Origin of the sequence: Romboutsia sp. CE17 (assembly GCF_012317385.1) — a bacterium.
In the GTDB taxonomy this organism is placed as follows: domain Bacteria; phylum Bacillota; class Clostridia; order Peptostreptococcales; family Peptostreptococcaceae; genus Romboutsia_E.
In genome coordinates this window covers 65,191-82,587 of sequence record NZ_CP051144.1, presented here as the reverse complement: position 1 = coordinate 82,587, position 17,397 = coordinate 65,191, and the positions used below count along the sequence as shown (strand labels likewise).

The following is a 17,397-nucleotide window of genomic DNA, read 5'->3' as shown; positions in this document are numbered from 1 at the left end:
GCACAAATAAACTGCTATAGCTTACTTATAGCTGTTTCACCATCCTCACTATTTAAAATTTCTATAGTTGTTTTAGGAACTAGTTTCTTTACTTCTTCAATATTACTATCTTTTAATAGTTGTCTTACTCTAGATGCACTGATTGGTTTATAATTTATTTCTTTTCTTTCAACAACATTCACTTTTACATTATATTTAGGTAAAACTTCATTTAGAGTTTCATTGTATATATTTGTAACCTCACAACTCGGCTCACTTCCTATATACCTTTTTATTATATTAAATTTAGGTACAAAATACTTCCCAAATATATTACAATCTAATTTTGTGTATTCTTTTAAAGTATTATCATTTTTCTTAAAAAAATAAGTTGGAAATGTGGCTGATGATATTATATACTCTCCAGCTGGGACAACTATAACATTCTTTAAATCTTCAGTTCCTTTTTTAACCATTTCATATCTAATGTTAAAAGGAAATACAGACTTATCTTCTTCTACCACAAAAATTATTACATTTTCATTTTCTTCACTTGCTCGTTCAATTAAATATCTATGACCTAGAGTAAATGGATTACAATTCATTACTATAGTTGCATATTCTTTATCTGAGCTTATATTATATTCTTGTTTTAACTTCTCTAATGAGTTATTTATGTTTTTATTTCCTGATTCTAATAAACTAACTTTATTAGTTGTAAATATGTTTTTGTAATTTAATCCTTCAAATAAATATTGGTTTTCTGGCTTAGTGAATATAAAACTATGGTACCTTTTCTCTAAAAATAATTTTTCTGTAATTTTAGATATCAATGTGTTAGATAGTCCTAAGCCTTGATAGTTTTCATCTATTGCAAAACATTTTATTACGTTTTCTTTTTTTGAACAAGTCGCAATTATTTCATTATTTTCTCTTATAACAACACTATAGTCTACATCTTCATAATTTAGTTCAAACCTCTTTAGAAATGATTTTACTTCATTTTTGTCATAGCTAGAGTTTAAATTTATACTATCCACATTATAATACATTTTTTCTTCCTTTTATTTTATATTTTTAAAAAGGTATTGTTAAATACAATACCTTTTTAAATACTATTTTTTAGTTTTCTTTATAACATCTATTATACTACCATCTCTGTATTCAACTACAGCTACAACGTCTTCATCAAATTCTATTTCTTTTGGTATTCCAACTAATTTTATAGCTATCTCTCTAGCTTTTTCCATAGTTATCATCTTTATTCCAGCTTGAGTAAATTTCTCTACTAAGTCTTGTCTTCTTGGATTAACTATTACTCCATAATCAGTTACAACAACATCAACTGTACTTCCTGGTGTAACAACTGTAGTCACCTTATCTATTATAGTTGCAAGTCTTCCTCTTGTAAGAGGTGCAACTATAATAGATATTTTAGCCATAGCAGCAGTATCACTATGTCCACCTGAGGCAGCTCTTATAACTCCGTCAGAACCAGAAATAACATTAACATTAAAATCTGTATCTATTTCAAGAGCTGATAATAATACAAAATCTAACTTATTAACAGCTGCAGACTTATTTCCTATAGATGCATAGAAATCTGCACTTACTTCAACGTGTCTTTCATTTTTACCGCAAGACTCAGCAGCTATTAAGTCAAAACTTTGAGTATCAAACAATTGACTTACTAATCCTTCTTCTAATAATTCTACCATAGGTGCTGTTATTCCACCTAATGCGTAACTTAACTTTATGTTTCTCTTCATTACTTCTTCTTTAACAAATCTTGTAACAGCTAATGTAGCTCCTCCAGAACCTGTTTGCATAGAGAATCCATCTACAAATAATCCAGATGCTTTCATAACATCTAAAGCTCTCTTAGCCATTAATAATTCTTTTGGGTTACTTGTAAATCTAGTAGCTCCAGACATTATTCCGTTTGAATCTCCAATTTCATCAACAACTACTACGTAGTCAACTTGTGTTTGAGGTATACTTTGTGGGAAGTTAGGGTATGCAACTAATGTATCTGTAACAAGAACAACTTTTTCAGCATGCTCTGCATCAACTTTAGCGTATCCCATAGCTCCACATATAGATTTTCCTACTACACCATTTCCGTTACCCATACAGTCAGATGATGATACTGCTAAGAATGCAACATCTATTTTAAGATCTCCTGATGATATAGCTCTAGCTCTTCCTCCATGGGACCTTATAACTGCTGGATTTTCTCCTAATATTCCCTCTGATACTGCTGTTGCTAATTTTCCTCTTATTCCACTTGTTTCAAGTCTGTTAACTACCCCATTTTCTATATGTGCAACTAAACCATCATGTGCACTAGTTAATGAACTTGCAGCTATTCTTAGTTTTTTTATTCCCATTTCAGCTAATATATCAACAACTTGCATTAATAACTTGTCACCAGCTCTGAAGTGATGATGAAAAGATATTGTCATTCCGTCTTTAATTTCACATTTTTCTATAGCTTCTCTTAATGAATCTACTATTTTATTTCTTCTAACTTGGTCTTTTATGTTTTCATTATCAGACTTAACTTTTCTATCCGAAGAAAGACTTGTAAAAGGGGATTCATATGCTAATCTATTTTCATAACCTTTTATATTTTTTAAAGTATTTAAATCTACTCTTTTATTATTCATTATAGTTACCTCCAATTAAAACTCCTGCAGCTTCAGCAAGTTGTAATACTCTTTGAGCTCTTTCTATGATTGGCTTATCTACCATTTTCCCATCAACTGTAAATACTCCTAAGTTTTGCTTTAAAGCTTCTGCTGTAGCATCAACTATTTTTTGAGCCTTGGCTATTTCTTTTTCAGTTGGTGTATAAACATCATGTATAAGCTCTATTTGTCTTGGATGTATTAATGATTTACCACCGAATCCCATTCTCTTTATTAAATTAGCTTCTTTTAAGAATCCTTCGTCATTGTTAACGTCAGCATAAACTGTATCTAATACTTCTAATCCACAAGCTCTAGCTGCCATAGCTACCATACCTCTAGCAACGTATAACTCATCTCCTTCTGGTGTTCTAGTAGTCTTCATACTAGTTACGAAATCTTCTCCACTTAATGCCATAGCTATTAATCTTTTAGTAGGTGCTTTTGCTATTGCAAAGCTATTCATTACACCTAAAGCAGTTTCTACAGCTACCATTATCTTTGTAGATCCAACTTCCCTACCACATTCTTTTTCTATTCTTTCTATTTCGGCATCTACTACCATAACATCTTCTGGTGATTCTGTCATAGGTATTCTTACAACTTCTACACCTGCTGTTACAACTGCGTTTAAATCTTCTTTCCAAAACTCAGTAGCTAATCCGTTTATTCTAACTACAGTTTCTATTTCTAATTCTTTATATATATCTCCTAGATTTTTTATCATATTATGCACTAAAAATCTAGCAGAATCCTTTTCTGTTATTGCAACCGCATCTTCTAAGTCAAACATAACTGAGTCTGGCTTATATATGTGAACATCTCTTATTACTCCTGGGTTATTACCTGGAACAAATAGCATCGAACGTCTTAATTTCATATAATCCCTCCTTATATCCACTTGTATTCGTTACACTCTGCAGAACGGTATACTGCAGTTTGAACTCTACTTTTTATTACTGAATCTATTGCACCTTTATCGTTTGCAAATATCTTTGCATTTTCTACATTAAGGGATTTCAATGTTTCTTTTATAACATTTTCAATTTGCTCCCCAAATTGAACTTTCACTGCACTTTCTAATTCTATAGATATTCCATCATTACTTGGTTCTATTATGATTTGTATATCACTGGATTCTAATGTTCCAGCACTAGCAATTACTTTAAGTTCCATAAGTTTTCCTCCTACTATTCGGTATGTATATGTTACTTTAATAAATTTAATAGCAAATTCAATGTTCATTATATATATAATGTTTTCTTTGTTCAATATATTGAATTGTTCTTTTAATGTGTCTATTTATATATATATCTCTAAACGTTAATATTTCAATATTTATCAAACTTTATATCAATTGTTTTTTTAGTGCTTTTCTAATTAGGTTCATTATTTTCTGCGCTTATAGTTAAATAATTTTTAACTACCAGTTATTATTATCAAATCTGCAACCCACTTTCACTATCAAGTTATTGTTCATTCTAAGCACACCAAAAACAAGCAATATCACCCGTTGATATTGCCTATTTTAGTACACTTACATAATGTTAATTCATTATTTTATTTTTATACTAATTATTGTATCCATTTATAATAACATCTAGTTTGCCTGTTTCAGGACATATTACCATGCCATGTACTATTAATTCTTTAGGTAGTAAAGGATGATTTTTAACTATATTTACACTATTCGCAACTGACATTTCTACTGTTTCAAATCCTGTAAGCCATTTTTCTAGATCTACGCTTGAAGCTTTTATCATATTTATAGTATCTTTAGATATTCCTCTTTCTACAGCTTTATCTAATATATAATCTGATTCTAATTTACATACCCCACATTTATGATGACCTACTATATATATCTCATCTATATTAAATTCATATACAGAAATAATAATACTTCTCATTTCATGACCAAATGAATCAGTTATTATACCGCCTGCATTCTTTATGATTTTAGCATCTCCATTCTTAATGTTCATTGCTTTAGGTAATAACTCTATCAGTCTAGTATCCATACATCCTAATATTAGAATTTTCTTTTCCGGATGTTTTGATGTTTCAAATACCTTATACTTTTCATCTTTAACAAATTCATAATTGTATTGTAATATGCTATCTAATTTTTTCATTTATATCTCCCTTTTTATGATATATTAAATTTCAAATATTTATAAACGTTAAATGTTTCATTAATGATTACATTAATTTACAATTATCAATTAAGTAATGTTAAAATAAAACTGACATCTTTAAAAAGATGTCAGTTTCTAATTGTAGCATTTTATTTAAGTAAGTTATTAAGTTCTACTAACTAAAACTATATAAATTTTTCTTAATCTTACTATTACCTAGAATTGTATAATTCCGAATATAAGTCCTGCTAACAGACATATTCCACTAACTCCCCAAATCCATAGGAATGAGCTTTTAATATGGTCTTTAATTTCTACCCCTGCTAATCCAGTACCTAAGAATGTTGCTGGTACAACCGGACTTATAAATGTTGCACAGTTTCTACATACTACCATTGATATAGCTGTTTGCACAGGATCTACACCAAAAGCATTTCCTAAACTTATTAATACTGGTAATAATCCATAGAAATATGCATCTGTACAGAATAGAAGTGTTAATGGTACTGATAATACACCTATTAATATTGGTAAATATGGCCCTAATACTTCTGGTAATATACTTGCTAAAATATTTGCCATATGTTCCATTAATCCAGATTCTTCAAGTATTCCAAGGAACACACCTGCTGAAAATAATGTCGATGACATCATTATTGCTGCTTCTGAATGTCTCTTTATTATCTTACTTTGTAACTTTACATTTGGATAGTTTATAAATATAGCTAAAGAACAACCAACCATAAATATTAAGTATGTAGGTACTGGTAAGAATACAAGTGATATAATTAATACTAGAGTTAATATAATATTAACTAAAAAGTTCTTAGGTCTTGCAAATTCGTTATTTTTATCTTCTTTATTAAATTCTTGATCTAAATCTTCACTATATCCATTTCCTATATTTGTTGATAACTTTGCATGAGCGCCAGCTCCACGGCGAACTTCTATTTTTCCCCATATAACTGCTGTTAATAATGCTACAACTAATCCTACACCTTGCATTGGCATTAATTTTGACCATAATACATTTGCATCTATCCCAACTACTGAAGCGGCTCTCATTGTTGGCCCACCCCACGGCATTAAGTTCATAACACCCATTGCTGTTACACATATTAACATAAGAGTTGTTGGTCTCATATTTAATTTTTTATATATTGGTAACATAGCTGGTATTGTAATTAAAAATGTCGATGCTCCTGAACCATCTAAGTGACCTATAATTGCAATAATACATGTCATAACTGCAACACCAACAACATTATCTCCAACTTTCTTAACAAGTGCATTTATGATTCTATCAAACATTCCTGCATCTGTCATAATTCCAAAGAATAATACTGAGAATAAGAATAGACATGCTGTTGGCGATGTTCCCCCTACACCTAATTTTATAAACTCTCCTACTTCATTAAGTTTGAAAGTTCCTGTCAACACTAATATAACTGATGTTATTGTTGACGCTGTTATAAAAGCTAATGATGGTATTGCTATATTTCTTAATAATAAGAATATTACCATACCAATTGTTAAAAAACCAACGATTCCAAGCATTGTTTCACTCATTTTAATCCCCTCCATTTAAGTTGTTATCTACATAATATCATCTTAATCTTACAGGGATATCGTTTTCTACTTAAAAAAATGTAAGATTTACCTTAATTTTTTTTAAGATTATATCTTCGATAAATCATATCAATAATTGTATTTACAGATACAGGTTTTTCTATAAACTCATCTATAAATCCATTTCGCTTAGCTTCTACAATTTCTTTTTTAATTTGATCAACCATAATTATTTTATTTATATGCGGAAATTTTATAGCTATTAATTCTGCTATATTAAGCCCATCCTTATTTGTCTTTAAATTTGATAATTGCTGATCTATCAATACAATGTCATATGAATTTTCTTCTATTAAAATTAATGCTTCTTCTACTCCACTGCAAGTATCAGCATTTATTTCATATTCTTCTAAACCTCTTTTTAACAAGCTCATTACTTTTTTGTTATCATCTAAAATTAAAACTTCAATTTTACTTCTATTAAGTTTTTTACTATCTCCTATTCTTATTTTTGATTCTATTGCTAATGGAAAACATAAAGTAAAAGTTGTTCCTATATTAACTTTACTATCTATTTCTATTCTACCTTTATGACTATGTACAATTTGGTCTACCATTGAAAGTCCAAGCCCTGTACCTTGTCCATTTATTTTAGTTGTAAAAAATGGATCAAATATTTGCTCTTGGATAAGCTTTTCCATACCACATCCATTATCTTTAATTTTAATTGTAATTTGTTCATTTTCAATCTCCCAACAGAACTCTACTACCCCATCATCTTTATCTCCTATTGCATCAAATGCATTTACACATAGATTTAGAATTGCCTGATACATTTGAGTTTCATTGCAAAGAATTCCTTTATCAGGTTCTATATTATATATTTCTATTAATCTAATATTAGATGGTATTAATGGAATAAGCATTTTAATCATATTTTCAAATAAGTACCTACAATGAATAAATTTGAAAACCGTTTCTATATTTTTCCTACTTAATTTAGAAATATTCTTAATAATTTGTTGCGCACTATCCGCTGATTTTAATATTTCTTGAGAGTACTCAAATTCTTCTGAATCATTCAATAAACTACACTTTAGTAACTCTGCATAACCTATTATTGGTGTTAATAAATTATTAAACTCGTGAGCTATACTACCAGTCATTTTTCCCATTATTTGTAATCTTTGTTGATGTAACATAGTTTCTTCTTTTCTTCTAGTTTCTTCTAAAATATCATTTAATTCTCTTAAGTATAAAATTTCCTCCCTATTTTTATTGCCTTTAATAATAAGATATGCTATATATATCAAGAATACCAGTATTATCACAGTTACCGTAAAAATCATATTAAATATACTTTTATATCCCTCTTCTAAAGGCTTATATATATCATCATAATCTGTAACTGCAGAAACAATGATATAATCTGATGCAAAATTCACTTGTGAATGTGCTGCTATTTTTTTCACATCTGTAATTTCTTCTTTCGTCCACCAGTAAGAGTTATACTCTTTTACTCCACTTTCATTTATAGATTGAAAATTAAATAATTCCTTTAAACTTGTTAAGTCTAAATCTGGATAAAGTTCTTCTCTTCCCTCAATCACTTTAATTCCTAATTGGGTATCTTCTGGATGCATTAAAATAATTCCATCCGAATTCTTAACCACAATATACCCATTTTTACCTACCTTAATTTTTGATATAAATTTTTTATAATATAATTGTAAATCTATTATCATACCAACAGAAATATTACTATCTAACTGCCTTATTAATACACAAGAAATTTTTCCATTATCGTCATATGCAACCAACTTAATATCATTAGTTACTTGTGTATATCCATACTGTTCTTTAAATATATTAATGTATTTTCCATTATCTATTGTATTATCATCTTCACCTATCAAAATAAAATTTTCATTACTATTGCTAAATTCAATATTTTCACATTTTACATCTAGTATTTGTGCTTTATGCAATATAATTTCTTTAATATATTCTGATAATGTTTGTGCAATAATCTGTAATTGCTCCTTTTGCATATTAACGCTTTCTGTCTTATATTTTGTCAATGTTGATAATCCCGTATTAATAACCCCTGCCGAAATTATTGTTAAAATAATAATAACAATAATATGTATAATTTTTTTCTCTTTCACAATACTCACCTTTAAATAATTTTCTTAACTAGACATATGTATTTAAATCAATTATAATAAATATTGGCTATTTATTAAATATAAAATTTTCTAAATTATTTTTATATTTTAAAAGCGAATTGTATGGAGGATTATTCAATGGATAAAGTTTTAATTGTTGATGATGATATTGCTATATGTAAACTATTAAAAAAAGTAGTTGATAGCAACGAACTATACTCTGATATTGCTAATAGTGGCACAGAAGCTTTAAGCTTAGCTATGAACACAGAATATGATGTTATTTTAATGGACATTAATTTGGGTGATATGGAAGGATTTGATGTTATTAAAAAATTACGTAATAGCAATATATTATCACCTATTATCATAATTAGTGGCACTTGCGAGGATTATGATGCACTATACGGCCTATCTATTGGTGCTGATGATTACGTTACAAAGCCGTTTCGACCTTTAATTATCGGTGCTAAAATTAAAGCTCTTATTAGACGCACCAAAAAACAAATTGTAAATAATAATCACATTATTGAATGTGGTTGTTTTAAATACGATACTTCAACCCTTCGTTTTTATAAAAACAATAAAGAGATAACTCTTACGGCTAAGGAAAGTAACTTTATTCTTTTATTCATGAAAAATCCAAATAAAGTTTTTACTAAGGAAATGATTTACAATCATGTTTGGGGACATACAATTGCTGTAGATGACAATACTATAATGGTATATATTAATCGTTTAAGAAATAAAATTGAAGAAGATATTCAAAACCCAAAGTATATTGTTACTGTACGTGGTAGCGGATATCGTTTTCTTCCAAATTGAAATAATTAATATAAGAACTAGTAACACAAGCTTGACAGAAAGCGTCAAGTTCCCACTCTGGGCATGTTAGTCAAGTCATTTCAATGACTTGACTTGCTATACTTACTTTTGTTTTTCTTTAGGTACTTTTTTATCAAAATAATTTTGTCATCTTTATATTTAACTTCTATAGTTCCAAATTTACTTTGATAAATTATAAAGCTTTCTTCCATACGTACACCTATTTCTCAAAATAATTATTTTCGTTTATATACATTTTACTTTATATTATCTGATATCATCAAATTTTATTATTTAATATTTGACTAACAACTAATTTTAATTTCTGCATAACTTCCAAGAAATATAATTTTTCTATTTCTTCAAACTTTATATATTATCTACATTTTTCCATTATGATACTACTTTTGCTTCTTCATATACTTCATCATATTATAATATAGGCTTACTTTTTATATTATATTATTTTAGTTTGCTTTAATTATTAAAAAAGATACTAGTATCTTTTCGTTGGTTTCAATGGTGGAGACGAATCACAGCAATCATATCCACTATTTTATATTAAATTTTTATATAAATTCTATCCTCTATTTTTATATCTATACTTATCAATTATTTCATCTGTTGCAAGACTTAATTCTCCATTATTAATTATATAGATATCATCACAAAGCTGATCAATATCATTAAAATTATGACTCGTCAATAATATAGTCTTTCCTTCATCTTGTAAAGATTTAATAATACTTTTTATATCATCATATGTCTTATAATCTAATGCATTAAATGGTTCATCCAAGATTAATATATCTTGTTCCTCCATTATAGCTTGAGCTATTCCTAATTTTTGTTTCATTCCAAGAGAATAGTCTTTCACCTTTACATCATTATCTGGATCCAGACCTACTTTTATCATAGTACTACGTATTTTATTTATATCAATTTTTTTATTTATATCAGCAAGAAATTTCAAATTCATAAATCCAGTAAATAAACTCATATACCCAGGTTCATTGATAAAAATCCCTACATCTTCAGGAAAATCTATCTTATCTCCAAGTTTTAACCCCCTTATATATACATCCCCAGTATCTGGAGCTATAAAACCACAAATAGTTTTAAATAGTACTGATTTACCACTACCATTAGCTCCAATAATCCCAATAATTTTACCAGAATTTATTTCAAGGTTTATATTATTTAAAACTTTAATCCCTTTATATGATTTATTTATATTTTTTAATTTTATTACAACGCTCATAATATATTGCTCTCCCCCTAATTTAATGTACTATAAGTTTTTTATGTGTACGCTTCAAATAAATAAAAACTATAATATTTAATGCAAGTAATTCTATAATCACATGATTAAAGCGTAGACCATCATTTATTCCATATTGATTTAATATAAATGAGTACCTATGTAAACTTGATATTCCAAACGGTATATAATAAATAAACTTAAAATCAAACATGGTGATAAGATTTAAAATTATTATACTGAAAAATGAAACAGTTATATTTTTACTAATACTATAAGTTGAAAAAAGAACAAGAAACTCAAATATTAAATTCATTAGCTTTATTACAAATATTAATAATAATTGATACATACTAGTATCATAGCTTAAATTTAGTATTGTACCCAGTAAAATAGGCACTAATATATTTATGATTGTATATATAAATAAAAAACTAAACGCTACACTTATAATTGAACTAAACCATCTCGAACTAGTTTTCAATCTTATATTAACATAGCTAGTTCTAAAACTACTTTCTTCTTCTATAAATACACTTGATAAATATATAGGCGTTAAATTAAGTACTAACATTTCTAATATAACTATTGGGTTCTTTTCTCCTATCAATGTTCCAGAAAAAACATTTATTATATATTGATTAAGTGAAAGACTTTCATTTGAAGATATAAATTTCCACATACACATTATAATCAATACAAATATAATGGATAGCATATTATATTTACTAAATAATTTTTTTGCAAAGTATTTATTAATATCATATTTACTATAAAAAAGTTCTTTATATCTATTTATAGCTAATTTTTCAAAACTTAAATCAAGAGATACATTCCAATATTTTTTATTAACTATGCAAAGCAATAAAATAAATAATAATTCTATTATTATATTTATATAAATACCAAACCCAAATATAATACCATGATGTAATATTATGTACGTATTAATAAATAAAAGAGAAATTAGTGGCAAACTATCTATATTTATACTTATAAGAAACATCAAACAAGTAACAATAAGTATTTTTACAACAGTATTTTTTTTGAAAAAATGATTAATAGTATAAATAAATAGACTCATCATGATAAAGCCTAAAGTCATATAAGACACTATATATACTATAGGTATAATTAAATTAGAAAATTTACTATCGTAAAACTGTAGGACTTCATACTGAGATAGATTTGTATAATATCCATTACCTTTTAAACCAATCGACATACAAATAATTATTAAACATTGTGAAAAAACAAATACAATAGAATATATACAACTGATGAATATCTTAGATTTAAAATAATTCCAATATGTTTTGCTTCTGATTAATTCATATTCATTTTCTTCGCCTAAATCATAAATAGTAATTAGCAAAAACATTGGTATCATAAAATATATTATATAATGCTGATTAGACAAAGACTCTACTATAAATTGTAATGGCGTAAGACTTCCATTTATTCTATTATCTAAATTAAAAATAATTAATACAAACCATACAAAAATAAGTTTTTTAGATAATATTTTAGTCATTTTAAATTTATATAAGTACTTCATGGTATCACCTAAATATCATATATCTTTTTCTTAGATATTTTAAAATACATTAAAAAGATAAAAATAAATAAAATAGCTAAAGTAGGTCCAACTAATAAATTCAAAGTATTCGTATCTGTCATAGTATTTATATAAAATGATGCCACAAATCTCTTTTTCGGCATTCCGAATGTACACATTATAAAATTCTCCAATATAGAGTAAATAAAAGGAGCTGTAAGTATTACAAGAATATTATCTAGGTAAAGAGAAAATACAAATCCCATTGTTCCTATTATCATTGCCAAAATTCCATCCCAAATACAATGAAAAAATATGTATAGAAAAGTATGATTCACCATAAAATCCGGCATAAATAAATTTGTATAAAAACTAGGTTCGTAAGACTTTGGTTGAACAACGTAATTAGAAAATAAGAAAGAAGCCGCTCCACTTAGTAGCATAGGTATAAATATAATCACGAATGAACTTAATATACAAACAATCCACTTTGAAAGCAAATATTCTTTCTTTGAAACTCTAGGAAAAGTATATTTTATAAAATTATTTTTTCTTTCATCATACATAACCCAACATATAGGACATACAACAAAAACTGGAAATAATAAAGATATGTAATCAAGTGAAATATTCCAAAATTCGAAAGTATGTGGAACCGAATATGTATATACTACATTAATTAAACTACCCATAGTTACCAGAGTCGTAATTATTAATGAAATAAGAACTGGTTTAAATATTTTATTAATTTCTAATTTGATTAGATTAAGCAAATCAACCACACCCCTTAAATAAATTATAAAACTGATAAGTAGATAAAGTAAGGTTTATTATTTTTCTTCGTATTATATAAAATTTAAATCTTTATATGTTTGATTCCCCTTTATTCCCTATAATGTAACTTTATATAATAATCAAAATAATTATTCTACTTTTTGTTTCATTTATTATAATTTATTTTACCATACTTAAATAATAGCTACCATTATTTAGGATTTAAACTTTTGAATGTTCTAATTTTTAATTAAATTTTATAAATATAAAATAACTTATGGATATTGTGATAATAATTTTAAATATTCTTTCATAAATTCATTATATTTACTTCCTCCTTTAATTTTTGCATAAAAAAGAGACATTAGTATCTCTACCAACATCTCCTTGTAGTAGTTTTTATATCTTATCTAGTAGTCTATCTATTTAATATATATCATAAATATACTCCCAGTTTTAATAATATATTATGAAACATATATATAAAATCATAATATATTATTGAATGTTACTTTATAGAATTTTATCATGAGTACAAATAATTTTGTCTTAAAATATATAATGAATATTATATATAATTAATATAATCCAAAATGTCATCACTCGAAGATGCATTTTCTAATAAATTTATAAACTCTTCATTATCTATAAGCTTCATAATCTGAGTAATGAAATCTATATGACTATCATCATCTGGACTTGATATCGTTATAAATATCTTTATATCATCATAAGACCCAATCTTAATTGGATTCTTAAAAGTAGTTATCGATATTCCAAAATCATTTACATAATTTCCAGGCCTTGCATGTGGCATAGCTATCATATCATCTACAACAATATAAGATCCCAACTTATTTATATTATCAATAATTGCATCTACGTATCCTTCTTCAATTATTTTTTCATCAATTAGTGGTTTAGCACTTATTCTTACTCCATCTTCCCAGCTATCTGCATCAACATTTAACTGTATATTAGATTTACTTATACAATGTTTTAAACTTTTTAAATTCCTACTACCTGTCTTTAAGTACTTTTCTATATCTGAAATTAATTTATCTTTATTTTCTATAGTACAACTACTTTCTATAATTTTTATTAAATCATTTGCAGTATATGTTTTTTCTTTATTAACCTTATAGTTTAAGTATTGTTTTAAATTATCTACATCACTTTCATTAAATATAGCTGGAACTGTTATAACTGGTGCAAAGTAACAATTATTTATATCTGTTGTTGATATTATATAATCTATATCTTCATAATCTTTATATGTATTTATATCGTGTATTGATGTTATTGCCACTATATTAACATTAAATATATTATTGATTCTATATTCTAATAATCTAGCTGTTGCAAATCCGGAATTACAGGCTATTATTATATTCTTTTTATCTTCTTTTAGCCTTGTTTTCATATTTTCTTTTGCTGTGTATATATACATTGTCATATAACTTAGTTCATCATCATTTGCTTTCCAATTAAATTTTTCTTCAAAAATTTGTGAAATATCTTTTGATATTAAAAACTCTTCTTTGTAATTTTTCATTATTAAGCTGCATACTGGATTATAAGTTAGTATATTAAATCGTATTCTAAAAATTAAATTATTTATATGATTTATAAAGGATTTATATAACTTTGAATCCATACTAAAATCTTTTATATATTGCTTTCTTATTTGAAGTATTATTGAATTTGCTAAGCTACTTGCTTCTAAGTAATCTTTAGATTCAAATATATTTTTATTATTTTTACTTGAAGATAATATAATTGAGGATAAATAGCATATTTCTTGTTTATTTATGTTCAAAGAAAACTTATCATTCAGCTTCTCTATAAGTTTACACACCTCTATGTGCTCTTTTGTATATTCAACTTCTATTGATTTGTATATATTATCATCTATAAACCTTTTATCTATGTTTCTATTAACGATTATATATATGTATATTACTATATTCATAAAGTCATTATCTGAAAATGTGCCAAAGCTTGATTCTAATTCCCTTACTAATCCTTTTATATATTCTATATTACTCGATGATAGTTGTATTTTTCTAAAGTTTTTTATTGTATCCGAATTTTCTTTTGTATATAATTTTTCTAGAGTTATCATTATATTGTACTCATTATTTGTTATTAATAAGTCTGCCATAGCTCTTCTTATATTTACTTCTAAACCTTCAATTAAAATCCCCTTATTACTTGATTTAACTATACTTATATCATACTGTTTTAACCATTCTTTGGCCTTTTTTAAATCAGATACTATCGTACTTTTACTTACTAATAATTTTTCTTGAAGATAAGAGTACGTACATTCGTTATTCAAACTTAAAAGTTCATATAATAAGATTCCACATCTTTCGTTATTAGATAGTATATAGGTTTGAATATTAAGATTTTTTATTAGGTTTTCTATACTTTCTTTTTCTTCTTTAGTTATATTTAACTTAATTGGAGAATTAGGCTTTTTTTCTATTTCATTAATATTATATTTTCTTAAATAGTTATTTATAGCGTCTATATCATATCTAATCATTCTATTTGATACATTAAATTTATTTGCTATATAGTCTACACTGTATGTGTTATCATCTCTAGATAGCATTTCTAAAATTTTTATACATCTTGAGTTTAACATTATGCTCTCCCCCAAAAACACTTAATGCAAGGCCCTAAGGCCTTGCTTAAAATAAGTATTATATTAATTATATAGTTTCACTTTCTTCGTCTTCATAATAGTTATTTATTACATTAGTCTTAGTTTTCATAAAGTTAGGAACTAAAACACATCCAACTAATACTACTAATAATACTATTACACCTACAGAACCAAGGTATTCATATAATTTTCCTATTAAGATACCTACTATACCAAAGTCAAAATCTCCAAATGTTGTATTTTGGAATCCTAAGTTTCCTAGTACTGGAAGTAATAATGCTGGTATAAATGTTATTAATAATCCATTTATAAATGATCCTACTATTGCTCCTTTTTTACCACCTGTTGAGTTACCGTATATTCCTGCTGTTGCACCACAGAAGAAGTGTGGTACTAATCCTGGTATTATTAAAACTCCACCTACAGCTCCTAGTATTAACATTCCTATTATTCCACCTATAAAACTTGATACAAATCCTATAACAACTGCTGTTTGAGCATAAGTAAAGAATACTGCACAGTCTACGGCTGGTATTGCATTTGGTATTACTTTCATTGCTATACCTTGGAATGCTGGAAGTAAATCACCTAGTATCATTCTAACACCAGAGTATACTATTGTAACTCCAACTGCGAACTTCATTGCACTCATTAATGCAAATAATATCATATTTGTTCCATCTGATAACTCTGCTACAAATTCTGGTCCAGCTGCTATTGCTGCTATTAAGTAAAATACCATCATTGTTAATGCTGTTGATATAGTTGTATCTCTTAAGAAACTCCATTTTTCTGGTATTTCTATATTTTCAGTACTATCTTCTGGCTTACCTACTTTAGAGCCTATCCATGCAGATATGTAGTATGCTAAACTACCAAAGTGTCCCATTGCTATGTCATCACCATCAGTAACTTTAAGAGTGTATTTTTGCCCTATAGCTGGAAGTATAGCACTTATTACTCCTAAGAAAATACCTCCTATAGCTATTAATGATACACCATTGAATCCTGCTGTTTGTAAAACTGCTGATAGTAAACAAGCCATAAATAAACTATGATGACCTGTTAAGAATATATACTTAAACTTTGTAAATCTTGCTACTATTAAGTTTACTAAAAGTCCAACTATTAAGATAGACATCGTTTCTACGCCTAATATAGTTTGTGCTAAAGAAGTTATAGCCTCATTATTTGGTATAATTCCGTTTATATTAAATCCTGCCTGTATCATTTCCCCTAGTGGATTTAAATTTGCTGTTATGAAATCAGCACCTGCACCTAACATTAAGTACCCTAGTATAGGTTTTAATGTTCCTGACATAATTTTATGTCCTGGTCTTTTTAGTGCTACTAATCCTACAAATGACATTAATCCCATAAGTAAAGCTGGTTGAGTTAAAAAGTCATTGAAAAAGCCTAATACACTACTCATAAAATCATCCCCTATTAATTATTAATTATTAATTATTATTTAATTCTAGTGACTTGCTTTTTAATAATTCTAATACATCTTCTTTTATCTTTTTCTTATTTGTGTAACTTCTTACTATTAAAGTTTTGCTTTGATCTAAGTTTGGAGCTAATTCTTTTACTGTTACATATAAATCACAAGTTTTTCCTGGAGCTGAATTTGCATCACAAGATTCTACATCTGCTGTTATTCCTTCTGCATCACATAATTCTTGTATCTTCATAGCTAACATTAAGCTACTTCCTATTCCATTTCCACATACTGTTATTATCTTCATAATAATCCCCCTA

Annotated in this window: 15 protein-coding genes; 1 reads left to right on the top strand and 14 read right to left on the bottom strand. The window is 26.9% G+C overall.

The features are described from left to right. Nucleotides 1–14: 14 nt before the first annotated feature. The 7 genes from citC to HF520_RS00340 all read right to left on the bottom strand — a co-directional run bounded on the left by citC (nt 15) and on the right by HF520_RS00340 (nt 8,544). Entirely contained in the window at nt 15–1,031 is a 1,017-nt protein-coding gene (gene citC, locus HF520_RS00370) for a [citrate (pro-3S)-lyase] ligase (protein ID WP_168572144.1), read from the bottom strand. Nucleotides 1,032–1,094: 63 nt separating this feature from the next. Next, nucleotides 1,095–2,648 (bottom strand): citrate lyase subunit alpha, encoded by a 1,554-nt coding sequence (gene citF / locus HF520_RS00365; protein ID WP_168572143.1) that lies wholly within the window; start codon nt 2,646–2,648, stop codon nt 1,095–1,097. Next, nucleotides 2,641–3,549 carry an aldolase/citrate lyase family protein gene (locus tag HF520_RS00360; RefSeq protein ID WP_168572142.1) on the bottom strand — a complete coding sequence of 303 codons (909 nt, stop codon included), beginning with the start codon at nt 3,547–3,549 and terminating at the stop codon, nt 2,641–2,643. Before HF520_RS00360 ends, citF begins: the two co-directional genes overlap by 8 nt. 11 nt (nt 3,550–3,560) lie before the next feature. Beyond that, on the bottom strand, nt 3,561–3,845 hold the full coding sequence (citD, locus tag HF520_RS00355) for a citrate lyase acyl carrier protein (protein WP_168572141.1): 285 nt from the start codon (nt 3,843–3,845) through the stop codon (nt 3,561–3,563). Nucleotides 3,846–4,240: 395 nt separating this feature from the next. Beyond that, nucleotides 4,241–4,804, bottom strand: a complete 564-nt coding sequence (locus tag HF520_RS00350) for a beta-class carbonic anhydrase (protein ID WP_168572140.1) — start codon at nt 4,802–4,804, stop codon at nt 4,241–4,243. Nucleotides 4,805–5,023: 219 nt separating this feature from the next. Then, nucleotides 5,024–6,376, bottom strand: coding sequence for a CitMHS family transporter (locus tag HF520_RS00345; RefSeq protein ID WP_168572139.1), 1,353 nt, complete (start codon nt 6,374–6,376; stop codon nt 5,024–5,026). A 92-nt stretch (nt 6,377–6,468) separates the two neighbouring features. Beyond that, nucleotides 6,469–8,544: an ATP-binding protein gene (locus HF520_RS00340; protein ID WP_168572138.1), complete on the bottom strand. Its 2,076-nt coding sequence runs from the start codon at nt 8,542–8,544 to the stop codon at nt 6,469–6,471. Nucleotides 8,545–8,682: 138 nt separating this feature from the next. Here HF520_RS00340 and HF520_RS00335 point away from each other — a divergent pair, with 138 nt between their 5' ends. Next, nucleotides 8,683–9,369 carry a response regulator transcription factor gene (locus tag HF520_RS00335; protein WP_168572137.1) on the top strand — a complete coding sequence of 229 codons (687 nt, stop codon included), beginning with the start codon at nt 8,683–8,685 and terminating at the stop codon, nt 9,367–9,369. A gap of 80 nt (nt 9,370–9,449) precedes the next feature. On the opposite strand, the gene HF520_RS15315 is transcribed toward HF520_RS00335, so the two are convergent. The 7 genes from HF520_RS15315 to HF520_RS00305 all read right to left on the bottom strand — a co-directional run bounded on the left by HF520_RS15315 (nt 9,450) and on the right by HF520_RS00305 (nt 17,384). After that, complete coding sequence (locus HF520_RS15315; protein ID WP_256372436.1) at nt 9,450–9,581, bottom strand: hypothetical protein; 132 nt, start codon at nt 9,579–9,581, stop codon at nt 9,450–9,452. 368 nt (nt 9,582–9,949) lie between these two features. Then, entirely contained in the window at nt 9,950–10,630 is a 681-nt protein-coding gene (locus tag HF520_RS00330; protein WP_168572136.1) for an ABC transporter ATP-binding protein, read from the bottom strand. A 22-nt stretch (nt 10,631–10,652) separates the two neighbouring features. Next, complete coding sequence (locus HF520_RS00325; protein ID WP_168572135.1) at nt 10,653–12,188, bottom strand: hypothetical protein; 1,536 nt, start codon at nt 12,186–12,188, stop codon at nt 10,653–10,655. A gap of 8 nt (nt 12,189–12,196) precedes the next feature. Further along, entirely contained in the window at nt 12,197–12,961 is a 765-nt protein-coding gene (locus HF520_RS00320) for a hypothetical protein (protein ID WP_168572134.1), read from the bottom strand. Nucleotides 12,962–13,530: 569 nt separating this feature from the next. Next, nucleotides 13,531–15,615 carry a BglG family transcription antiterminator gene (locus tag HF520_RS00315; RefSeq protein ID WP_168572133.1) on the bottom strand — a complete coding sequence of 695 codons (2,085 nt, stop codon included), beginning with the start codon at nt 15,613–15,615 and terminating at the stop codon, nt 13,531–13,533. Nucleotides 15,616–15,682: 67 nt separating this feature from the next. Continuing rightward, nucleotides 15,683–17,068 carry a PTS ascorbate transporter subunit IIC gene (locus HF520_RS00310; protein WP_168572132.1) on the bottom strand — a complete coding sequence of 462 codons (1,386 nt, stop codon included), beginning with the start codon at nt 17,066–17,068 and terminating at the stop codon, nt 15,683–15,685. A 28-nt stretch (nt 17,069–17,096) separates the two neighbouring features. Then, nucleotides 17,097–17,384: a PTS sugar transporter subunit IIB gene (locus HF520_RS00305; protein WP_168572131.1), complete on the bottom strand. Its 288-nt coding sequence runs from the start codon at nt 17,382–17,384 to the stop codon at nt 17,097–17,099. Between the last annotated feature and the right edge of the window lie 13 nt (nt 17,385–17,397).